Source organism: Rhizobium sp. 05N49, from assembly GCF_056396805.1.
Map to the genome: position 1 here is coordinate 1 of NZ_JBFTME010000023.1, position 23,135 is coordinate 23,135.

Sequence of the window (23,135 nt, forward strand, 5' to 3'; positions counted from 1 at the left end):
GAAAAGCGCCGTTCCGGCCTTCTGCAGAAGGCCGGAACGGCGCTCGAAACTAACGAAACCGCAAACCAATGAGGGGGTCAGTTCTTCAATTCGCCAAGGGGGTCAATTCTTCGCTTCGCTTGACAGGAATCTCCGCACACAAGCGCTACGTCATTTCTGGTGTGACCATAGAAAAAGGTGAAGCCGTGCAAACGGACCTGCAGAAAGACATGACGGATTGGTTCCGGTCGCTCGAGCCTGTCGATCCGCTTGAGATGACCGGGCTTTGGAGAGGCGCCGGCATTCCGTCGGGGCATCCACTGGACGGCGTTCTCGAGAATTTGCGATGGTTCGGCAAGCGCTTTCACCCCGACAGGCGAGCGGACGCCCTGCTCTTTCAGTGGCTTCCCGGGAGGCTTGTGGCCGTTGATCCACGCTTCGTTCCTCTCGGGCTTGCAATCAGGCTTGCGCCGTTGGGACGGACGTCCCTTGCCCGAAGCCTGTTTTCGCTTCTGCACAAGGCGTTCCGCGCGCGGGGCACGACAGCAGCCCTGGAAGTTCGGGCATTCGAGCACGTCGCAAGCGCTGCAATGGTTTACGACAGGCAACCGATCGTCGACCATTTCAGACGGGTGAACGATAACACGCTGGCTGGGATGATGTGCGTGCGCGACGACGAAAGGCGGTTCTTCTTCAAACTCACCAGGATCGATGCGCAGGCCTAGAACGACGTTGAAAACAATCGCATTGGCAACTACGGCAGCTTCAGTTGCGAGCAATAGTTTCGCGGCTGATGCAGATCGTGGTGCGAGAATTTTTCGGGCCTGTTCTTCGTGCCACATTGTCGATGACACCAGAAGTACATTTGGCCCCTCTCTGAAGGGTGTCGTGGGAAGGCGGGCAGCTGGCCTAGACGACTACGCCTACTCCCCTGCCTTGAAGAAAGCCGGCGAAGAGGGGCTCGTGTGGAACGAGCATGAACTTGCCGAATTTTTGGCAGCGCCGAACAGAAAAGTCCCGGGAACAAAGATGCGCTTCTGGGGATTGTGGAGCTTCGAAGTCGACGATCTTATCGCCTTTCTAAAGGCAAATCCGTAGATCGCCCGTCATCTGCATAGGCCCTGACGGCAACCATAATTCTCAAGACGATCACTCACGACGCCCTTGCTGGGAGAGATCTTCCCCCTAGAATAATTGAGGACACCGCGTCGTGGCCTCAATCGGCGCAGACCAATTTAGGGAGAAAACGATGCAGGAAGCTCTCGTTGTTCGCCGCGAAACGCATCTTTCTGCGCCGCCTGCAGCAGTGTTCGCCCTGCTGACGGATCCGGAAAAGATCCTCCGCTGGATGGGAACAGAGGCGGATATCGAGCCCCAGCCCGGAGGGCTTTATCTCGTCAACGTGACAGGTGCGCGTTTCGCGCGCGGATCGTTCCGTGAAGTGGTGCCGGTCCACCGCCTGGCCTACAGCTTCGGCTGGGATGGCAGCGACGTGGTGCCGCCGGGATCGAGCCTCGTCGAGATCGATCTGATCGAGCAGCCTGATGGAACGCTCTTGCGTCTGACGCATACCGGCTTGCCCAATGTCGAGCAATGCGCCGGCCATGCCGAAGGCTGGGCCCACTACCTTGGCCGCCTGGAAGCAGTGACGGCGGGACGCGACCCGGGACCGGATATCTTTCACGGCAGGAAGTGACCAAGCTTATCATTTGAAAGGGAAGCCAGGTTCACGAAGAAGGCGCGTCCGACTGTCGCAGTCGTCTGGCTGACATCAGGCGGGCGCTATGGCATGATCGAGGAATGGATTTGCCCGCCCACCTCGCCTGGCTGGTCGATGAGGCCAGTGCCTCGTCCAGCCCCGAACAATTCATAGCCGAGCTTGGCCGCCAGTTGCTTGCCGACGGTCTGCCACTTGCGGGCGGGGCTCTCACTCTTTCCATTCCGCATCCGATCATTGCGCGTCGGACCTGGTTGTGGAGGGCTGAAACCGGCGCCGTCATCGAGGCACTCGATTTTGCCGGCAGCTCGCTCAACAAGGCTGCGGGCGACTGGCTTGCCGGACTTGGACCAATATACGAAGGAAAGATCGGCCGAGGCTCTGACAATCCGATATTGGGCTGGGCCGGATCCCGCTCGTTCACCTCGTCCGAGACAGAGCGGCTGGACGAAGCCGCGCGTTTTGCAGCGGCACCCTTAGCGGCACTAACCGCCCGTACAGCGCTGACAACCCTTCTTGAAGCTTATCTCGGCAAACGCAGTGCCGCACAGGTACAGGCCGGGGCGCTCGGCCGCAACAATGGTGAAACCATTCGCGCCGCTTTGCTCTGTGCTGACCTCCGCGATTTCACGGCGCTCTCGGAAGCGACCGACCCCTCCCTCATGATCGCCACCCTTGACGCGTGGTTCGATCGTATTGCGGGTGCAGTGCATGCTTTCGGGGGCGAGGTGCTGAAGTTCATCGGGGACGGCGTTCTGGCGATCTTTCCCGTTACCGGAACGCCCGCTGAGGCCTGCGAAGCGTCTCTGCGTGCTGTCGCTGCCGCCCGTGCAGGCATGGTCCATCTCGACGCCACACGGCAAGCACAGGGCCTGGTCCCGTTGCCCTTCGGCGTGGCGCTGCATTTCGGCGAAATGCTCTGGGGCAATATCGGTGCTGCCGACCGGCTGGATTTCACGGCCATCGGCCCCGCGGTCAATCTGGTCAGCCGGCTGGAAGGGCTCTGCAAGTCCCTTGGTCATCGTGTGCTGATATCAGGTGCGCTGGCAGCAGAGACGACAACGCAGCTGGTTCCACTGGGTGAACACCGATTGCGCGGCATCGCCGATCCCTGCACCGTCTTCACCCTGCCGACGGATTGAAAGAGGCTGATCGCGGCATTCGCCGGGGCAGTGACAACAGTCAGACTGCCCCGGCAACAAGTTTTACTTGGCCGCCAGCAGATATCCTTCGTTCAGATCATCAACTGCCGCGCCGTTGATGGTCACGGAGCAGCGATCCGAGTCCACCTTCGAAACGGAAACCTGATATTTCCCGCTCGGCAGATCGAGTTCGGCGGAGAAGCCGTCCCATCCGGCCGGCAGAACCGGCTTGACGTGCAGTCGGCCATTCTCCGAGCGGATGCCGAGGATGCCCTCGACGGCCACGCGGTAGAGCCAGCCGGCCGAACCCGTGTACCAGCTCCAGCCGCCACGTCCCTTGAGAGCACCTTCGCCATAGACGTCGCCGGCGATCACATAGGGCTCGATGCGATAGACGTCTGCAGACGATTTATCGAGCGAATGATTGATCGGATTCAGCATCTCGAAAGCGCGCCAGGCGTCTTCGGCCCGCCCCATGCGGGCGAGAGCGAGCACGGCCCAGGTGGCGGCATGGGTGTACTGGCCACCGTTTTCGCGAACACCGGGCGGATAGGCCCTGATCACGCCGGGATCGTTGACCGGCTTGACGAAAGGCGGCGTCAGCAGGCGGATGAACTTGCCCTCCTCATCGACGAGTTTATCGAGGACGGCCTTCATCGCCATGCCGCTGCGTTCCGGATTGCCCTCGCCTGACAGCACGCTCCAGGACTGGGCGATCGAATCGATCTTGTCCTCTTCGGATTGGCTGGAGCCGAGCGGCGCGCCGTTGTCGTAATAGCCACGGCGGTAATATTCGCCGTCCCAGCCCGCCGTTTCGATCGCGCTCTTGAGCTTCTCCAGATGTGCGGTCCAGTGGCTGACACGCTGCGTGTCGCCACGAGCTTCGGCATAGGCAATGAAGCGGCGCAGGGCACCGGCGAGGAACCATCCAAGCCAGACGCTTTCGCCACGGCCGGCCATGCCCACCCGGTCCATCTTGTCACACCAGTCGCCGCTCATCATCAGCGGCAAGCCGTTGACGCCGGTGCGTTTGATCGCAAGATCCAGCCCGAGGGCCGCATGCTCGTAGAGCGATGCGGTATTGTCGGAAACACGCGGCTGGATGAAAGCATCGTACTGACCGGGGCTGAGCTGCGCGCCCTCGACGAAGGGCAGCATCTCGTCCATGATCGCGCCGTCGCCTGTCGCCGTGCAATACTGATCGACGGCATAGGCAAGCCAGACCGGATCGTCGGAGATGTTCGTGCGAACGCCGGCGCCGCTGTCTGCCAGCCACCAATGCTGGAAGTCACCTTCCGGAAACTGGCGCCGGCCGGTGTTGAGGATCTGCTTTCGGGCGATTTCCGGCGAATGCAGAAGGAAGGCCAGCGAATCCTGCAACTGGTCGCGCAGGTTCCACGCGCCGCTCGACTGGTAGAAGGCGGTGCGAGCCATGATACGGCAGCCGTAGGTCTGATAGGGCAGCCAGTTGTTCACCATGAAGTCGAGACGCTGATCCGGTGTCGAAACACGCGTCTTGCCGGTAAAGTTCTTCCAGAAATCGCGGGTCTGACCGAGAACCTCTTCGAAGCCGACGGTGCGGATCTCGGCGATCAGAGCGGCCGCTTCCTCCTGCGAGGCGGCATCGCCCATATAGAAGCAGATGTCGCGCACTTCGCCAGGCCCGATCGTCAGATCGAAGGCCATGGCGGCTGCCGGATCACCATCGAGATCCAAAGCGTTGGAGAGACGCGAGCCCGCAGAAACGGTGCGCGGCTGCTGGATCGTCCCGTGACGGCCGATGAACTCGCGGCGGCTGGTGGAAACGCTGGACGGCGTTTCGCTTGCCGCAAATGCGGCGACACGCGTGCCGAAGTTCACGCTGAACGGATTATTCGCAAAGACCGCCCCACTCGCACTGTCGAAGTTCGAGATAATGAAGGGCTTGCTCTTCGTCGGGTTGTTGCCGAGGATCCATTCGGCATAACCATAGAGACGCAGTTTGCGCGTCTCACCCGCTTCGTTGCGGATGCGCAGCTGCGTCAGCTTGACCGACTTCTGCATATGCAGGGTCTGCGTAACCTCCAGGGCGATTTCGTCCTGAACCGTCGAGAACACCGAGTAGCCGAGGCCATGACGGGCCTCGAAGCGCGTGTCGGAACGCTGCGCCAGCGACGCATAAGGCACGATGACCGAGCCGCGGTCGAGATCCTTCAGGTAGAAGGCCTCGCCCGGCCGGTTGGTGACCATGTCGTTGGTCCAGGGTGTCAGCTGATGGTCGCGCGAGTTCTGGCTCCAGGTGAAGGCGGCGCCTTCGGCCGAGACATGGAAGCCGAAACTGTCATTGGCCATGATGTTGACCCACGGATGCGGCGTCTGTTCGCCGCCCGAGAGGCGCACGACATATTCGCTGCCATCGGCCGCAAAGCCGCCGTAGCCGTTCCAGAAGGCGAGATCGCTGCCATCGGCCGAGGTCGCATCGCCTGCGTTGCGAACCATCCTCGGAACGAGGGTGGAATCGCCCCACTGGCCGAGCAGCGCCGGAGAGCCGGCAACGGAGCGGGCCTTCTGCACCTGATCGATCAGGCTGCCGTCGCGGCCGCGCAACACGACACGCGAGGCGGCAATGATGGCATCATAGGCTTCCGGCGTCGTCAGATCCTTGCGCAATACATAGATGTTGCGCTGGATGCCGGCGATCTCGCTGGCGTGACGCGCGGCGTCACAAAGCTGGTCGATCGTGCGCTGCATCTCGCCAGCCGCCTCACCGGCGCGCTCATTGAAGACAACGAGATCGACCTCGACGCCGCGGGCCTGCAGGAGGCCCTGGGCGCGCAGCAGTTCCTTGACAAGATCGGTGCCGAGCTCATCGGTGATGCGCAGCGTCATCAGTGGTGTGTCGCCGGAGAGCGTTGCGCCCCAGAGCACGGACTGCGACTTGAGGCCCTCCCGAACCAGCTTGCTGTCGGCGCGCAGCGCCATGTCGGGATAGATGATGTAGCGGGCAAACCGCTGATAGGCGGCCGCTTCCTTCGAGTTGACGCCAATCTGGCGCAACTGGCTCTGCGTTCTCGTCCAGGCCTGGACGAGGCCCTGGGCAAAGCTTTCCGGCTGGCGATAGTGCTCGAGCGCCGCTTCGAGTTCGGCGCGTTCGCCTGCAGCAACGGTCCAGAAGGTCACGCTGACCTTTTCGCCGGCAGGCACGCGAAGCGTACGGCGCAGCGACACGCAGGCGTCCATGGTGAAACCGTCCGTGCCTGACAGCTTGGCATCGGCATCGAAAGCCGCAGCTTCGGTCAGGGTACGGCCGCGACCGAGGAAGCGCATGCGGTCAGTCTCATATTGCGTCGGACCGTTTTCGCCTGAGGTATCAACGACAAGCTGCGCGATGGCGACATCGGGATCGGTCAGGCCACGCTTCTGGCGCTCGACGACGATCGCGTCGCCGGCTGCGGCAATCTCGGTCTTCAGGAACATGCGGGCAAAGACCGGGTGGCCCGTATCGACGATATCGAGTGTCGCGACCGGCTCCATATAGGAGGTCACCTCGATCACGCGATCTTCCGTGCCGGTATTGGTGATCGTCAGACGGCGGCCTTCCGCATCGTGATCGCTCGCGACGAAGACCTCCATCTCGCTCGTCAGTTCACCGACGGTCTTGACGAATTCGGCCTTGTCGTCGCTGAAGCTGACGCGCACGTGCTCGTTGGCAATCGAGCGTGGCTCGGCGGTSGCGGACCACCACTCGTTCGATGCGGTGTCGCGCAGGAAGATGAAGGAACCCCAGCGATCCTCGGTCGGATCGGCCCGCCAGCGGTTGACGGAGAGGTTCTTCCAGCGGCTGTAGCCGGATCCTGTCGCCGTCAGCATGGTCGAATAGCGACCGTTGGAGAGCAGCAGCAATTCGCGTTCGCGCGACGCCGGGTCTTCCAGGCGGCGCACTTCCGGGCGCATGAGATCGCCCTGGATGGTGGCAGGCGCATCGGTTTCGTGCTTGGCCGCCATGACGGGGATGTCGCGCGGTGCCTTTTCCTGCAGCAGCAGCTCCGCTGCTTCGATGACCGGATCGGCGTGGAAGAGTTCGCGCAGCATGCCGTCGAAGGCGACGTTGGCAACGGCCGCAATCGACATGCCGTGATGGTGCGCATAGTAGTTGTAGACCACAGCGCACTGCTTGCCCTCAGGCACGCGGTTCGGCGTGAAGTCCACGGCATCATGGAAACCATACATGCCGAGCGCGCCGACGGCCCGCAGCCTGTTGAGGTTTTCGAGTGCTGCGACCGGATTGTATTGGCTCGCCAGCAGCGAAGCGTAAGGGGCGATGACGGCATTCTGGCCGAGACCGCGCTTCAGACCGAGCGTCGGCACGCCAAAATTGCTGTACTGATAGTTCATCTGGTGGTCGCGAGCATTGAAGGCCGCTTCCGAGATGCCCCAGGGGGTGCCGAGCTTGCGGGCATAATTCATCTGTTCGAGAACGATCAGATTGTTGGTCTGGTTGAGAATACCACCGCTGCGCTCCTGCATGACGAGCGGCGGCATCAGATATTCGAACATCGAACCGGACCAGGAAACGAGCGCCCCGCGCGGGCCGACAGGCACGACGTGACGGCCGAGCTTGTACCAGTGCTCCGTCGGAAGATCGCCCTTGGCGACGGAAAACAGGCTGGTCAGGCGCGCTTCCGAAGCAAGAAGGTCGTAGCAGGCCGCATCGACTTCTTCCGTCTCCACGCGGAAGCCGATCGACAGGAGCCGACGCTCGGGGCGATAGAGGAAGCTGAAATCCATGTCGAAGGCGATTTCGCGGGCACGGTTGCCGACGCGCGTCAGCCTTTCGCTGATGGCATCCACCTGCGAAGGATCGAAGGCTTTATCTACCTGATGAAGCTCGCAGGTTGCCACGAGCTTCTCGGCCCAATGAACAACCTCGTCACTCTGCGCCGTCTTGACCTCCCGGTCGAGGCTGCCGGCGAGTTCGCGAATTTCCCGCGCCTGTCCGGCGAACCGCTCGATCAGGCCCGAAGAGAACTCCTTCTCGCGTTTGCCGGTGGCAACCGCAGCTTCGAGGTCGGCGATCCGGCCATCCAGACGATCGTGAAGGGATCGGACAGACCTGTCTGCTTCCCGAAGCTCGTTCAGCACCTCGCGAAGAATGGCCGCGACATCGCCGATGCCATCAAGGTCAGTGTGAATATGGGCAAGCGGCGACTGCGCCCAGATGCGGCAAGCTGACGATACCGCAATCAGATGACCGGCAAAATTGCCGCTGTCGACCGATGACACATAGCGCCGGCCAAGCGGCTTCAGGGTGTCTGTATGATACCAGTTGAAGAGATGACCGCGATACTTCTCGAGCCGGTCGACGGTTTCGATCGTCTGCTCGATACGCTTGACCGCGTCTTCGAAGGAAATCCAGCCAAAACGGCGCGCCGAAATCACCGACAACAGGTAGACGCCGATATTGGTCGGCGACGTGCGCATGGCCACGACGGCATGCGGCGTCTGCTGGACATTGTCCGGAGGCAGGTAATGCTGGCCGGGAACCACGAAGTGGTCGAAATAGCGCCAGGTACGCCTTGCGATCTTGCGCAATTCGTTGCGGACAGTCTCCGGCACATCGAGCCGGTCTTCGGTTTCCGCCGTCTGGCTGACCGTCCAGGCGATAGCCGGCGAGAGCGCCCACAGAATGACGAAGGGAAGACCGACCATCCAGGCGCTGTCGCCGGAGGAAATGACGAAAAGCAATGCCAGGATGGCAAGCACCGGAGCCCGCCACATGACCTTGTAGTGGCCGAGGATGGTCGTCTGCGCCATGGCCTGGGCGCTCGCGGCCGTACGCCACTGCAGCATCAGCTTGCGGCTGACGAACAGTCGATAGAGCGAGCGGATGATTGCGTCGGCCATCACGCAGGCAATGTCGGCGATGAAGACGATGCGCATCGCCACCTGGGCGTTGGCATTCTCGATGTCTTTCCAGACCGTATGCAGGTGCGCCTGAAGGATGATGTCGCTGGTGCGAGGGATGATACCATTGATCAGCGACAGGGTCGGCGCAACGAACAGGCTGAAAATCAGCAGGATCTGCCAGATGAGCGCACCAAGCGGGTCCATCCAGTACCAGCCGAGAACCGATGCCAGGAACCAGGCGATCGGGGTCAGCGAGCGGCGCAGATTGTCGAACATCTTCCAGCAGCCGAGCGCGGTGACGCCACGGCGATCATCGAAGATATAGGGAAGAAGTTGCCAGTCGCCGCGGGCCCAGCGGTGCTGGCGCGAGACTTCCACCTCATAACGGATCGGAAAATCCTCGACCAGTTCGCAGTCCGTCACAAGTGCGCAGCGCGCCATCGAACCTTCGAGCAGGTCGTGGCTCAGAACGGAGTTTTCCTTGATCCGGCCCTTCAGCGACGCCTCGAAAGCATCGACGTGATAGAGCCCCTTGCCGGTAAACGTGCCTTCGCCGGTAATGTCCTGATAAACGTCAGAGACGGCAAAGACGTAAGGGTCGAGACCGCGGTTGACCGAGAAGACGCGCTGGAAGGTCGATGCATCCTTGCCCGTCGTCAGCGACGGCGTCACGCGGGGCTGGAGCACGCCGTAACCATCGACGACACGCTGTTTCTTTTCGTCGAAGACAGGGCGGTTGATCGGATGATGCAGCTTGCCGACAAGCTTGGTCACCGTATCGCGGACGATACGCGTGTCACTGTCGAGCGTCATCACATATTTCACGTCCTGCGGCACGACATCGGCGCCCGGCAGGAAACTCGTATTCGGCTCGCCACGCAGCAGCATATTGAGTTCGTGCAGCTTGCCGCGCTTGCGCTCCCAGCCCATCCAGGCGCCTTCGGCGGGATTATATTGGYGGCGGCGATGCAGGAGGTAGAAGCGCTGCTTGCCGTCTTCGGCGTAACGTGCCTCCAGATTGGCAATCTTGCTCAACGCATAGTCGAGCACTTCCAGATCGCGGGCGTTCTGTTCTTCCTGTGCATCCGGCCAGTCGCTCAAAAGCGCGTAGTAGATCTCACCGCGCGCATTGGCGAGGTAATGAACTTCGAGGTTACGAACGAGTTCATCGACATGTTCGCGCTTGCCGATAAGGCAGGGAATCGTGACGAGCGTGCGGGCTTCCGCCGGCAGGCCCTTCTTGAATTCGTAGCCGACGAGGCGGTCGGGCGTGATGAAGAAGGTGGCGAAGAAGTTGAAGAGGCCGGTCGCTCCCTCGGAAGCCGGAAGCGCAAACATCAGCAGCAGCACGATCGTCGCAAAAAGCGGCATGCCGGCGTCAACGAAAATCGCATCGGTGATGACCAGCGCCAGCAGCGTCAGCAGCAGAACCGGCACCGCAATCGCCAGCCAGTTCAGCTTGCGGATCACGCGCATGAAGCGCAAGCCGAGCGGTGGCCGGAAGCCGATCTCGGTTTCGAGCGCCGGACGTCCATTGCCGACGAAATAATAGCCGACATTGCCGGCTGAAGCCGAAAGATCCTGGCTGTCGGCCTTCGCGCGGTCGGCCAGGCGCACGGCCGCCTCGGCGATATCCATTTCCGTCTTGTCGGAGCGCTTTGCGAGCTTTTCGATCTGGCGGCGATAGCTGTTGCGGGAACCGGAATCGAGCTCGGCATAATCCGTCTGCTGCCAAAGCAGCTTGTCGATGGTGCTGACCTCTTCGACCCATTCGGACCAGTCGGTATCGTTGATCTCGCGCAGGCTCTTGATGATACTGCCCATCAGAGCATTGGCCGCGCCAAGACGGGTCTGTTCCGCCGACATGACGGCTTCGGCGTCGGTCCCCTTTGCGGCAAGCTTGCTCTCAAGCCAGCTCAGCGCAGATTCGGTCGGCTCGAGCGCATTGCGCAGGCGATAATGCAGCTGGGTGACGAAGGTCGTATCGTTGAGGCTGGCAGCCAGCGTCTCCAGATGATCGGCCGCGCCTGCGTCGCCGAGCGCGATCGCCTGGGTCGCCGCGGCATTGGCGCTTGCCCGCATCAGGCGGCTCTTGTCGATATGAGACGCGACGCGGCGAAGGTTGTCGATCAGCACATAACGCACGAGCGAGGGTAGCGCCCAGAGTTCGCCGATGCGCAGCGTTTCCTTATCTTGGAACCCTTCCGTGACGGCTGCCATGCCGGCATTGCTGATATTGCTGTGGGCATGCGCCATGTAGAGCCAGGCGAGCGCCAGCGTACGCGGCACTTCCGTCCCGTCGAGCGTAATCTTGCGCAGCTCGCGATAGAACTTCTTCGGAAAGTCGCGACGGACTTCCTGGATCGCCTCTTCGACGATGTAGTGATTGTCGAGCAGCCATTCGGTGGCGGGCGTAATGCTCTCGCCGGCATCGACGTCAGCGGCAGCGGCGCGGTAGACCCTCAGGATCTCGGCCTCATTCTCCCGGTGGCGCTGGAAGAAATCAAAATTCTTGAAATTCGTTACATCAAGCGCGCGGCTTTCCGCAAACTGCGCAGCCCTGACCCTCAGCTGGTCGTTCGACAGGAGCGGCGCGCGAATGCCGAAATCAGGATCCGCGGACGATGCTTGAACATGCACGCTCGTAGCACCCATAACATTTTGAGAGGTCATAGTGTTTTCTCTTCTACTGGGTTCGTGTCCAACGAATGCATTCTTGCGGAACTGGATGCGAGCAGGAGCACGAGCGTTTCGAATTAGGCATCTTCATCGCTTTTGAAAGGGAGTTTACATTCAAACTGGGATTGTTCGAAATGGCGGATAGCGGTCAATAGCGACCACAAAATGAACAGGCGATTAATCGGGTTGCTCGCCGGATAAAATGGCCTCGCCAGGGATCGGCAACCTGCCGAAAAGGCGAACTCCTCGCCTGACAAGCGGATGCCAGCTCCGTCCAATTTATGGTGTCAAGAAGGTCTTTATAACGAAAGCGACCAGGCGAAGCCTATGCTGGCTTCGCCTGGTCGCGAATCTGGAGGTGCTGGAATAGACGGCTGAGCAGATAGCTTCAGGCGGCCAGCGCCTCATCGGTCGGTCCGAAGAATTCGTAGTGAATGCGATCGCGCGAAACGCCAAGGCTCAGCAGGTCACCGACTATTGCCCTCAGAAACGGCTTCGGTCCGCAGAGATAGAAATTGGCCGTTTCAATCGGCGTATTTGCGGCCAGCCATTTCCCGGTAACGAAACCATCCTCGTCATGAGAATAGCCCGCGGCATCCTGAGCCGTCGGTTCACTGTAGAAGGTGCTGACCGATACCCGGCCGTGGCTTTGCGCAAGGGAGCGGACGTGCTTGTCCATCGCATGCGTCGAGCTGTTGAGCGCGCCGTGTACGAAATGCGCTTCGACTTCGGGATAATCGGCAGCGATCGCTTCCAGCATGCTGACCATGGGCGTAAGACCCACGCCGCCGGACAGCAGAACCATTTCGCTGGTCGGCTCTTCCGGCAGGTAGAAGTCTCCGGCAGGCGGAGTGACTTTCAAGATCGCCCCCACCTCGACATTATCGTGCAGATAGCGCGACGCGCCCTTGCCGTTTTGTTCCCGCTTGACCGATATGCGGTAGAAATCCTGGTTCGGGCCGGATGAGATGGAATAGTTCCGCTTCATCTTGACGCCTTCGGGAAGGCTGAAATCGAAGGTCAGGTACTGGCCGGCACGATGCAAGGCCACCGTTTGTCCGTCGACAGGACGCAGGACAAAGGAGGTCACGACGTCGCTTTCCTTGATTTTTTCGGCAACCCTGAATTCGCGCCATCCGTTCCAGCCGCCTGCCCGCTTTTCGAGTTCGGCTCGTATCTGCTCCTCTCTTTCGATCAGAGTGTCGGCAAGGAACCAGTAGGCTTCACCCCAGGCATTGATAAGTTCCTCGGATGCTGCTTCGCCCAATACTTCACGAATTGCCGCCAGCAACGATTTGGCGACGTAGGGATAGTGCTCGGCGAGGATATGAAAACCGATGTGCTTATGGGCGATCCGTTCGATGACGGGCACGAGCGGTGCGAGGTTGTCGATATTCTGTGCATAGCCGACGATTGCCGCCGCCAGTGCATGAACCTGAGAACCATTCTCACCGTGATTGGCCTGATTGAACAGCGCCTTGATGTGCTCATCCTTGAAGAGCAGCCCGTACATTGTTTTCGTAATGTCGCTTGCATGGGCGGCGACTGCCGGGGCGCTCTGCTTCACCAGTTCGATGGTGCGCGGCGAAAGTGGCTTAGGCATATTCTTTCCTTTCAATGCTGTCAGTGTGGAGAGGATCGCGATCGAAGAATTCGATCTGAAATTGAACCGGGCCGTGGAGTTCCAGATGATGCTCGACCTCAGGCAGGACCCGGCCGATACAATCGGGGCTCAAGGAGCTCACGGTCTGCCCTGTCACCAGACGCACGCCGCCCCTCAGAACGCGGATGAGCGCCCAAGCGCCGGACTTGAGCCGATGGCTTTCGAGAAGCGCCGTCGGCACAGTCGTTTCATCGAAGATCTTTGTCGTCTTGTATGGCGTCAGCGCCAGCACTGCATCTGGGGCCCGTAATTCAAGCACCTCCCCAGTCAGCGCCAGGTTCAGGCGCGAGGCAATCCGCCCCGCCTTGATTTGCATCTCCTGCGCAACCGAAGGCGGCAGCATCTCGTTCGTTGTCTCGTGCCATATCGCAAGCCAGCGTTCGAACATCGCGGGCTCTATTCTGTCGGCATGGATCAGGTGCATCGCGACGGGATTGCCCTTGTATTTGCCTGATGTCAGCATCAGCGAAGACCAGAAGTCGGTTAGTCGCTGCAAATGCTCCGGCCAATCCGCAACCACGGCGAAAACCGGGCCAAGCATCGGATCACGCCGGACCTTTTCGTAAAACCGCTCCAGTACCGGGAGGATCTGCCCCTCTTCCAATTTGGCCGTATCCATCGCGTTGCTCCATAATCATGCATCTTGAATGCATGTATACGAAGCCGATAAAAGATGCTATTGGAATGCATCATTTCTTTTCGGGCGTTTTGACGCAGGTGCGATGAAGCTCACACGCTATACAGACTATGCGATCCGCGTGATGATTTACCTTGGGTCACATGAGGGAGAGATCTGTTCGATCCGACAGGTCGCCGACGCTTATGACATCTCCCAGAACCACCTGATGAAAGTCGTTCAGGATCTCGCCAAAGCCGGGTTCGTGGAATCGATCAGAGGCAGAAATGGCGGAATCCGGCTCGATCGTCCGGCGGCCTCCATCAATCTTGGCAGTTTGCTCCGACATACCGAAGGTCTGGACAATATTCTCGAGTGCTCTTCCTGCTCCATCAGACAAGGCTGCGGCATGCCCCCTATCCTGCGGGAAGCGACGGCCGCTTTTGTCGGGGTCTTCGATCGCTACAGCGTTGCCGACATTATAGAGCGGAAAGACGTCTTAAGAACGCTCTTTGCCGCGGCATAGGCTGCAGACCGCAGAAAGGCTGTAGCGTTCAGGTGCTTCCGCGCATCTCGACATGCGGTTCGATCAGCACGTGACGAGCCTCTTCGCGGCCATCAATCCTGCTGAGCAATACCTCGGCAGCGGTTCTGCCCAGTTCGGCGGCGTTCTGGTCCACGCTGGTCAGGCCGACGAGCGGTATGACCGCCATCGGCGAGTTGTCGTAGCCGATAATCGCAAGATCTTCCGGAACCCGTATACCGCTCATGCGCGCGGCATTGATGAGCGGCACGGCATCAAGATCCGACCAGACGAAGACCGCGCGCGGGCGGTCCTTCAAGGCCAGGAAATCATTGATCGCGGCGCGGCGGTCAGCTCCCACCAGAGGCAGACGGATGATGCGAGCCGCCAGACCCGCCGTCTTCATGCCGTCAAGATAACCCTTCTCGCGCTGGAGGGCGACGATGGTCGGCGGTGAATCAGCGAGCTCATAGCTCAGCATCGCGATGTTCTCGTAGCCGGACCGCAATGCCGCTTCCACGGCCAAAGTTGCACCCTTGCGATCATCGGAATTAACGGTGTCATAGGTCTGGGCGTGCAGCTCGTGATGGGCAATGACGACGATCGGGATCTGACGTGCATAGCGCTCCAGTACCTTGCCCGATATGCGGGGCGCGATGATCAGTACGCCATCCATGCGATTGTCGATCATCGACTCGATCATCGATGCCTCGATCGGGCTCGTGGAACGACCAATCCCGATCAGCGCCTTGAAACCGTTTTCGGCCAGGGTGGCATTCGCCTCCTCTATGACCCCGGCCAGGAAGGGGTTGGACAATTCGATGACCAGCACACCGACTGTCTGCGTCCGGCCGCGCATGGCGCGCGCTGCCACAGAAGGTCGGTAATTCAGCTTCTCGATCGAGGTCTCGACCTTTGTTCGCAAGACTTCGCTGACGCCGTAGGCATTGCGCAGAACCTTCGACACCGCAGCGACGGAGACACCGGCATCCTGCGCCACGTCCCGGATGGTGATCCTGTCCCTCGTCACGTTAACGGCCTGATTTTTCATTCCAAAATGCCTTACTCTCAAGTGTGGTGAAAACTATACGCACAAAAGCTCTTGCGCGGCAATCGATAGTGTAGAATGATATACATAGAACGATACACACGGAGTGACCGCCGGAGGAATTGGCGGTTGAGGGAGGTTCTCAATGAAGACTGTTTCGGCCCACGGCATCGCCGGGGAGGACGGCCTTGCCGGTTCTGCTTTCCGGTTCACGGCGTCAATGATCGGCCCGTCCTGCGACGGTGGCCAGGCAACATCGGGCACGTTTGTGTCGCGTGAATTCGCACTCGATGCCGTTCCTGCCGAAGCAACGCTGCGTATCTCCGCACTCGGCCTCTATCGTGCCTTCATCAACGGACAGCGCGTGGGCGATGATCTTCTGACGCCCGGATGGACCTGCTATGACGACCGGATCGCCTACCAGACCTATCATGTCGCGAAACTCTTGCAGCCCGGCGACAATCGCATCGAGATCTGGCTCGGCGACGGCTGGTATCGCAGCCAACTCATGTGGGCGTCCAATCCGATCATCAATTGCTGGGGCGAGCGAACGGGGGCGATCGCAGAATTAAGCGCGGGCGGCGAAGCGCTCCTTAAAACCGACGACAGCTGGAAGAGCGGCTTCACTCCCGTTACGCGCAACGGGATCTATTATGGCGAAGATTATGACGCCCGCATCCGCCCGCGGGACAGCCACGGTATCGATGTTCTCTCATTCGACAAGGCTTTGCTCGTTCCGCATGAGACCGGCGCAGTCAAGGAACTGCCCGGCCTCGCTCCTGTCGATCGCTGGACCGAGAGCGACGGCCGGATCGTCTATGATTTCGGGCAGAATGCGGGCGCCTATATAAGGCTGCGGCTCGAAGGTACTGCCGGAGCGCAGGTGCGCGTCGAGCATTCCGAAGTGCTCGGCGCTGACCGCTTTTTCGACAATCGCAATTACCGCAGCGCGCGTGCCGAGCTGATCTATACGCTGTCGGGCGAAGGCGAAGAGGAATATGCGCCGCTCTTCACTTTTATGGGCTTTCGCTATGCACGCATTACCGTCACCGGCCAGGCCGAAGTGATCGCGGTCACCATGGTCCCGGTAACCTCGGTGCCGACAAGCGCCGGCGGTTTCACATCAGGTATTGCCGCCGTCAACAAGCTTGTCGACAACACCATCTGGTCGCAGCGCTCCAATTTTATAGAAGTGCCCACCGATTGCCCGCAGCGCGACGAACGCCTCGGCTGGACCGGCGATGCGCAGGTCTTCGCCGGAGCGTCCTGCTGGCTTGCCGACAGCCAGTCCTTCCTCAAGAAATATCTTCGCGATGTGATCCACGACCAGCGCGCCAATGGCGCCGTTTCGCATTTTTCACCCGATCCCACTCGATTGCACCCGATCGACAGACGGGGTGACTGGGCTGGCTCGACCGGCTGGGGCGACGCGATTGTCATCATTCCCTGGCAGCTCTACCTGCATTACGGCGATAGCGCAGTGCTGGAAGAATGCTTCCCGGCGATGCTGGGCTGGCTCGAGTATCTCTGGGGAATTTCGGATGGACCGATCATACGCCCGCCCGCCGTCTGGGGCGAGCATGGCTTTACCTTCGGTGACTGGCTCCAGCCGGTGGGCGACAACAGGAAGCCACGGCCGACCGTAGCGGATGATTGCGCAGCCACCCTCTACCATTTCATTTCAACGCAGCTGACGGCAAAAATCGCCCGCATTCTTGGAGAGACTGTCGAGGCCGCTCGGCTGGAAAAGCGTGCCAACGAGATCAGGGCAGCATTCAGGAACGAGTTCTTTTCACCCTCCGGCCGCATTGCCCATAACGACCAGACATCCTGGTCTCTGGCGTTCCTCCATGGCCTTGTCCCGCCCGAATATGAGGAGGCCGCTCGCGGCTATTTCCGCAGAGTGGCAGAAGAGACCGACGGCGTTATCGGTACCGGATTCATTGGCACCCCTGCCCTGCTACCTGCGCTAACGCGGCTCGGCATGCTGGATCTTGCCGAAAAGATGTTCCTCAACCGGAAGGTCCCAGGCTGGCTTTATCAGGTCGAACGCGGCGCGACATCGATCTGGGAACGATGGGATGCGCTTGCCGAGGACGGCACGATCTATGATCCCGATATGAACAGCTATAACCACTATGCCTACGGCGCGGTGTGCCAATGGCTCTTCGAAGATGTTGCCGGCATCAAGCCGCTGGAAGACAAGCCCGGCTTCGAGGAAGTGGTCTTCGACCCCGCGATTCTGCCTGCTCTCTCGCCGGTTTCGGCCTGGCATGACACACGCTTCGGTCGCATCGAAGCTGGATGGACCCTGGAGGAGGGAACCGTCACATGCCGCCTGGTGCTGCCGCAGGGCGTGACCGCGCGTCTGCAAGGGAGAGGCGATCGCAAGTCACTGCAGGCAAATGGCGCCCCGATCGAGCAAGGTGAGGAGACCAGGCTCGATGCAGGAGAACATACGATTACGTTTTCCATCTGATGCGATTGCCCGCGGGTTTTGGATCCGCGGGCAATCAGCCCAACGCATTCCGGTCTTCAAGAGGAGGAAATGACTATGCGAATGACGAAGTGCAGCATCCTTGCAGCCAGCATCATGGCTCTTGCCGCTGGAGTGGCACATGCAGATGTGACCCTCAGCGTGCTGATCGATACCAATCCGGAATCCATTGCCTCGTTCGATGCCGTTTCCAAAGCCTATATGGAAAAGCATCCGGACGTCACATTCGACGTCGAACAGCGTGCCGGTGGCTCTGAGGGTGATAACATCATCAAGACCCGGCTTGCTACGGGCGAAATGGCTGATATTTTTCAGTATAATAGCGGTTCACTCTTCCAGGCATTGAAGCCGCAGGAGACGATCGCAGATCTTTCTGACCTTCCGTCTGAAGCCGGCATTCTCGACAGTTTCAAGAAGGTCGTCACCAGCCCCGACGGCCACGTTCGCGGCCTTCCTTTTGGTCCCGCCATGGGCGGCGGCATCTTCTATAACAGAAAGATCTACGCCGATCTCGGCCTCACCCCGCCGAAGACCTGGGCGGAGTTCATGAGCAACAACGAGAAGATCAAGGCAGCCGGCAAGGTAGCCGTGGCCCAGACTTACGGCACGACCTGGACGTCGCAGCTCTTCGTGCTGGCGGATTTCTATAACGTTCAGGCCGAGGTTCCGAACTTCGCGGGCGACTACACAGCCAACAAGATCAAATATGCCACCACACCTGCCGCATTGCGCGGTTTCGAACATCTCGAGGAGGTTGCGAAAGGCGGGTTCCTCAATGCGGACTTCGGCGCGGCCACCTTTGACGACGGTATGCGGATGGTGGCCACGGGAGAAGCCGCGCACTATCCGAATCTCACCTTCGGCATCGGCACCATCCAGCAGAATTTCCCTGACAACCTGAAGGACCTGGGCTTCTTTGCCCAACCCGGGACGGACGCTGCCAAGAACGGCCTGACCGTCTGGATGCCCTCGGCGCTCTATGCTTCCGCCAAGTCCGAAAACCTGGAAGAGGCCAAGAAATTCCTTGATTTCGTCGGCTCCAAGGAAGCCTGCGATCTGATGGCGAAAGCCGTTCCCTCAGGTCCCTATCTCGTCAAGGGATGCGAACTTCCGAAGGATATTCCGCCGGTCGTTTCCGACATGCTGCCCTACTTCAATGCTGACGGGCACAATGGTCCCGCACTCGAATTCCTGTCGCCGGTGAAGGGACCGGCGCTCGAGCAGATTACCGTCGAGGTCGGGACCGGCATACGCTCTGCCAAGGACGCAGCCGCTCTCTACGATCAGGATGTCGAGAAGCAGGCCAAGCAGCTTGGCCTGCCGAACTGGTAACCTTCCAGCCGCTCCCCCGCTCACCGCGTTGAGCTCTGAGTGGGGGACGCTTCACGGTGTCCGCATGACAACACGCAAGTCGCCTTATCCCTATTGGTTCGTGCTGCCGGCGGCGGTGATATTCACCGTCCTCTTCCTGGTGCCGACGATCGCATCGTTCTGGTTCAGCCTCACACGTTGGGATCTCTTCACCACGCAGTTCATCGGTCTCGAGAACTACCGGCAGTTCTTCCGCGAGCCCTTCCTGATCCAGGGCCTGGTCAACACGATCATCTATGCGGTTCTGACGTCGGGCACGAAAACCGTCCTTGGTCTCCTTCTCGCGGTGCTATTGACGTCAGGCCTGTGGGGACAAGGCCTGCTGCGCACCGTGATCTTCTTTCCGGTTCTTGTCTCGACAATCGGCGTCGGCATCACCTTCTCGGTGCTCATGCATCCGACCCGCGGGCTGATCAATGTCGCGCTTGCAGCCATTGGCATCCACGGCCCCGGCTGGCTGACCGATCCGGCTCTTGCGCTCTACTCCATCGTCTTCGTCGATCTCTGGAAAGGCATCGGGCTTGCGACCGTGATCTATATTGCCGGGCTGGCCTCAATCAGCCCGGACTATTATGAAGCCGCCCGTATCGATGGCGCGACCCGTACGCAGATGTTTTTCCGTGTCACGGTCCCGCTGGTGCGCCCCGCCACAGTGACCGTCGTGACGCTCTCGCTGATCGGCGGGCTCAGAAGTTTCGACCTGATATGGGCAATGACCCGCGGCGGGCCGGGCTTTTCCTCGGATGTGCTCGCAAGCGTCATCTACAAACAATACCAGGCAGGCTTCTATGGCCTTTCGACGGCCGGTAACGTGATCCTCTTCCTGCTCATCGGCCTCATCGTCCTGCCACTGACGGCCTGGTTCAATCGCAAGGAGGTGGATCTATGAGCCGCCGCCAGCTTTATACCGGGATCGCCGCACTGGCCGCCTGCGGCGTGATCTTCGTGCTGCCTTTCCTTTTCATCTTCGTAACGGCGGCCAAGACGAAACAGGATGCTGCTGCGCTGAAATTCAGCTGGCCGGCCGAATGGCAGCTCTGGCAGAATTTCATGGAGGTCGTGCAGACCCGCAACTACATGCTGCTGCTCGCCTATTTCAATTCGACCGTTATCACGGTGGCGGCCGTCAGCCTGCTGGTATTGTTCGGCGCGATGGTCGGCTACGTGCTGCAGCGCCGCCCCTCGCGTTGGAATACGGTCATTTACGGATGTGTGCTCGCCGGCCTGATGATCCCGCCGGCCATTGTTCCGACCATCTGGGTACTGCAGCTGCTCGGCCTCTTCAAGACACTGTCGGGCATGGTGCTCATCCAGGTCGCCTATGGCCTCGGCTTCACGGTTCTGCTGTTTCGCAGCTTCATCGCAACCATTCCGCGGGATCTCGATGAGGCAGCGATCATCGACGGGGCAAAGCCGTTCCAGATCTTCTTTCGGGTCATTCTGCCGCTTTTGAAACCGGTTACCGTGACTGTCATTGTCGTCCAGTCGATTGCCATCTTCAATGATTTCACCAATCCGCTCTACTATCTGCCGGGCCGCGAGAACGTGACCGTGCAGCTGACACTTTATAACTTCCAGGGCCAGTTCCAGACCCAGTTCAACCTGCTGTTCATGAACATCCTCCTGGTAACCATTCCGCCCCTGATCGTCTTCATCTTCTTCAACCGCCAGATTGTTGCAGGCATGACTGCCGGCGCAGTCAAGGGATAGGCCATGACATCAGTTGTTCTCGAAAGTGTCCGCAAGAATTTTGGCAGCCTGGAAGTCATGAAGGGCATTGATCTCACCGTTGAGCCGGGTGAGTTCTGCGTCTTCGTCGGCCCGTCCGGCTGTGGGAAATCGACGCTGCTCCGCATCATCTCGGGATTGGAGACGACAACATCGGGGCAGGTCTTCATCGACGGCAAGGACGTGACCGATGCCGAGCCATCCGAGCGCGGTATCGCCATGGTCTTCCAGTCCTATGCCCTCTACCCGCATCTGACCGTGGCGGAAAATATCGGCTTCGGCCTGTCGCTTGCCAGGCGCCCAAAGGCGGAAATCGCCGAAAGGGTGAAGCAGACGGCCGATATCCTGCAGCTTTCGCATCTGCTCGAGCGCAAACCAAGGGCGCTTTCGGGTGGACAACGGCAACGCGTCGCAATCGGCAGGGCGATCATCCGCAACCCCAAGGTCTTCCTGTTCGACGAGCCGCTTTCGAACCTCGACGCGTCGCTGCGTTCGCAGATGCGCATCGAGTTGACCGAGCTTCATGCCAAGCTCGGTGCCACGATGATCTACGTCACCCATGACCAGGTCGAGGCGATGACGATGGCCGACAAGATCGTCGTTCTGAACGGCGGCCAGATCGAGCAGGTCGGGACGCCGATGACGCTCTATAACAATCCGGCGAGCCCCTTCGTTGCCGGCTTCATTGGCTCCCCGAAGATGAACCTGTTCGACGGAGAGATCGCTGCGCGGGAGAATTGCCGGACCTACGGTATCCGGCCGGAGCATATCGCGCTCTCATCGATCGAAGGAAAGTGGCAGGGCAAGGTACGCCACATCGAGCGGCTCGGTGCCGACACGGTAGTCTATCTCGATGTACCGGAATTGCAGACGCTTGTTGTACGAACGGATGGCGACCGGCCGATCAAGATCGGAGAAATGCAATTCGCCTCGCCACTCACCGAGAAGGAACACAGGTTCTCCTGATCTTACCGGACGATACGAAAGTCGCTCGGCACCTCGTCGAGCGCGGCCTCCTCTGTTTTCACCTCCGATACGGAGGAACCGGCGGGACCGCTCCAGAAACGCTCAAGCATGGAACCGGTGGCGGCTGGAGAGCCGACAATCAGAGCGCTGACCGAGCCGTCGGCCTCATTCCGCACCCAGCCGGTCAATCCGAGCTGCAGGGCCTGACCGCGGGCCCAGGCGCGATAACCGACGCCCTGCACCCCGCCGGTAATGCGTACACGAAAAGCATCCTGGCTGGTTGTCATTTTGAAGTCCTCTCTGACAACCGGATAGTCATTCCAGGTTGTCGCTCGTTCCAATCGCGTGAACGGTTCCGAGAGGCAGATCGAACGGCATCTCAACCGGCGACGGAGATGTTTCCTATCACTGAGCGTATATCGCGCCGGAAGTCGGATGGGGACATGCCCGCAATATTCCGGAACGACTTGTTGAAGGCACTGATCGACCCGAACCCACTATCCATCGCGATCTGAAGCACATTCGAGCCCTCGCCCATCAACTGTGCCTGGGCATGCGAAAGACGCAGCAGATTGAGATATTTACTGATCGTCATGCCGGTCGTTTTCTTGAACAGGTTCATCGCATATTTCGGATGGAGCTCGACCGCGCGGGCGATCTCGACCGTATCGATATCCTGCAGGAAATTGCTCGCGATGAAATCGCACATGCGAGCAACGCTGCGGGATAGATGTGCGTTGGGCTGCTCAAGTTCGTCGGCGCTATCGTCGGGCGTCATCGAGTAGGAATCCAAGGCAATCCGCTCGATGCGGAGAAGCAATTCGTCAACGGCATGCTGCGTTTTCCGCGGGTCGCCGGACCTGGCATAGTCATACCAACGCGGAAAATTTGCCTCGTCGGCCGCATCGGTCGCAGATGTCAGCAGGATCTCCCCCTTCATCAGACGGGTGCCTATGGTCGGAGGCAGCCGCATCTTGAAGAAATAAACGAGCGGCAGGTGCGCGCCGGCATAGAGAGAATCATCTGAGGATTCGTCCATCTGATGCGGCTGTCCGCCCCAAAACAGGCACATCTGACCGGCCTTGAGGCTGACTTCATGGCCATTCATGCGGTAGTGAACGTCGCCGCGCATGATATAATTGACCTCGACCTGCGCATGCCAGTGCGGCATCGCCATGACCGGCGGATGGGCATAAAACATCTGAAGCGCCATCGGCATGCCTTCAATGGTGCTCGCACCAGGCTGGTAAACAGGTTTGCCGACGACCTTACTTTCCGCCAATTCGATATTCCCTTTTTATGAGACAGCCGTTTCCGCCG

Annotated in this window: 16 protein-coding genes and 1 pseudogene; 11 read left to right on the forward strand and 6 right to left on the reverse strand. The window is 59.9% G+C overall.

What is annotated here, in order from left to right:
- The 5 genes and pseudogenes from AC1DF8_RS30460 to AC1DF8_RS30480 form a co-directional block, all read left to right on the forward strand.
- A pseudogene (locus AC1DF8_RS30460) lies at window positions 1-72 on the forward strand (ATP-binding protein); the annotation flags it as partial.
- A 137-nt stretch (window positions 73-209) separates the two neighbouring features.
- On the forward strand, window positions 210-704 hold the full coding sequence (locus AC1DF8_RS30465; protein WP_113014308.1) for a DUF4334 domain-containing protein: 495 nt from the start codon (window positions 210-212) through the stop codon (window positions 702-704).
- Window positions 691-1,077: a c-type cytochrome gene (locus AC1DF8_RS30470; protein WP_113014310.1), complete on the forward strand. Its 387-nt coding sequence runs from the start codon at window positions 691-693 to the stop codon at window positions 1,075-1,077. Before AC1DF8_RS30465 ends, AC1DF8_RS30470 begins: the two co-directional genes overlap by 14 nt.
- 151 nt (window positions 1,078-1,228) lie before the next feature.
- Window positions 1,229-1,675: an SRPBCC family protein gene (locus tag AC1DF8_RS30475; protein ID WP_112545319.1), complete on the forward strand. Its 447-nt coding sequence runs from the start codon at window positions 1,229-1,231 to the stop codon at window positions 1,673-1,675.
- Between the two features lie 104 nt (window positions 1,676-1,779).
- On the forward strand, window positions 1,780-2,838 hold the full coding sequence (locus tag AC1DF8_RS30480) for an adenylate/guanylate cyclase domain-containing protein (protein ID WP_478156308.1): 1,059 nt from the start codon (window positions 1,780-1,782) through the stop codon (window positions 2,836-2,838).
- A gap of 63 nt (window positions 2,839-2,901) precedes the next feature.
- Here the strand turns inward: AC1DF8_RS30480 and AC1DF8_RS30485 are convergent, their stop codons facing one another.
- The 3 genes from AC1DF8_RS30485 to AC1DF8_RS30495 form a co-directional block, all read right to left on the reverse strand.
- Window positions 2,902-11,397, reverse strand: a complete 8,496-nt coding sequence (locus tag AC1DF8_RS30485) for a glycoside hydrolase family 94 protein (protein WP_478156310.1) — start codon at window positions 11,395-11,397, stop codon at window positions 2,902-2,904.
- Between the two features lie 394 nt (window positions 11,398-11,791).
- Entirely contained in the window at window positions 11,792-13,006 is a 1,215-nt protein-coding gene (hmpA, locus tag AC1DF8_RS30490; protein WP_113014316.1) for an NO-inducible flavohemoprotein, read from the reverse strand.
- The gene (locus AC1DF8_RS30495; protein ID WP_113014318.1) at window positions 12,999-13,685 is read right to left on the reverse strand and encodes a TehB-like domain-containing protein; all 687 of its coding nucleotides are present in this window, start codon (window positions 13,683-13,685) and stop codon (window positions 12,999-13,001) included. The genes hmpA and AC1DF8_RS30495 overlap by 8 nt, the downstream gene beginning before the upstream one ends.
- A gap of 28 nt (window positions 13,686-13,713) precedes the next feature.
- Here AC1DF8_RS30495 and AC1DF8_RS30500 point away from each other — a divergent pair, with 28 nt between their 5' ends.
- Window positions 13,714-14,208, forward strand: coding sequence for an RrF2 family transcriptional regulator (locus tag AC1DF8_RS30500; RefSeq protein ID WP_478156313.1), 495 nt, complete (start codon window positions 13,714-13,716; stop codon window positions 14,206-14,208).
- Window positions 14,209-14,236: 28 nt separating this feature from the next.
- Here the strand turns inward: AC1DF8_RS30500 and AC1DF8_RS30505 are convergent, their stop codons facing one another.
- Entirely contained in the window at window positions 14,237-15,256 is a 1,020-nt protein-coding gene (locus tag AC1DF8_RS30505) for a LacI family DNA-binding transcriptional regulator (protein WP_478156315.1), read from the reverse strand.
- Window positions 15,257-15,398: 142 nt separating this feature from the next.
- Between AC1DF8_RS30505 and AC1DF8_RS30510 the strand changes: the two genes are divergently transcribed.
- From AC1DF8_RS30510 to AC1DF8_RS30530, 5 genes are all read left to right on the forward strand, one after another.
- Window positions 15,399-17,732 carry a family 78 glycoside hydrolase catalytic domain gene (locus AC1DF8_RS30510; protein WP_478156317.1) on the forward strand — a complete coding sequence of 778 codons (2,334 nt, stop codon included), beginning with the start codon at window positions 15,399-15,401 and terminating at the stop codon, window positions 17,730-17,732.
- A 69-nt stretch (window positions 17,733-17,801) separates the two neighbouring features.
- Window positions 17,802-19,082, forward strand: a complete 1,281-nt coding sequence (locus AC1DF8_RS30515) for an ABC transporter substrate-binding protein (protein ID WP_478156319.1) — start codon at window positions 17,802-17,804, stop codon at window positions 19,080-19,082.
- A gap of 64 nt (window positions 19,083-19,146) precedes the next feature.
- Window positions 19,147-20,010, forward strand: a complete 864-nt coding sequence (locus AC1DF8_RS30520) for a carbohydrate ABC transporter permease (RefSeq protein WP_112545311.1) — start codon at window positions 19,147-19,149, stop codon at window positions 20,008-20,010.
- Window positions 20,007-20,831, forward strand: coding sequence for a carbohydrate ABC transporter permease (locus AC1DF8_RS30525; protein ID WP_112545310.1), 825 nt, complete (start codon window positions 20,007-20,009; stop codon window positions 20,829-20,831). Before AC1DF8_RS30520 ends, AC1DF8_RS30525 begins: the two co-directional genes overlap by 4 nt.
- A gap of 3 nt (window positions 20,832-20,834) precedes the next feature.
- Window positions 20,835-21,815: an ABC transporter ATP-binding protein gene (locus tag AC1DF8_RS30530; protein ID WP_478156321.1), complete on the forward strand. Its 981-nt coding sequence runs from the start codon at window positions 20,835-20,837 to the stop codon at window positions 21,813-21,815.
- 2 nt (window positions 21,816-21,817) lie between these two features.
- Here the strand turns inward: AC1DF8_RS30530 and AC1DF8_RS30535 are convergent, their stop codons facing one another.
- Both AC1DF8_RS30535 and AC1DF8_RS30540 read right to left on the reverse strand, forming a co-directional pair.
- A complete protein-coding gene (locus tag AC1DF8_RS30535) occupies window positions 21,818-22,102 on the reverse strand; it encodes an acylphosphatase (RefSeq protein ID WP_113146390.1) in 285 nt (94 codons plus the stop codon).
- Window positions 22,103-22,194: 92 nt separating this feature from the next.
- Window positions 22,195-23,103, reverse strand: coding sequence for a helix-turn-helix domain-containing protein (locus AC1DF8_RS30540; protein WP_112545308.1), 909 nt, complete (start codon window positions 23,101-23,103; stop codon window positions 22,195-22,197).
- Window positions 23,104-23,135 lie beyond the last annotated feature (32 nt).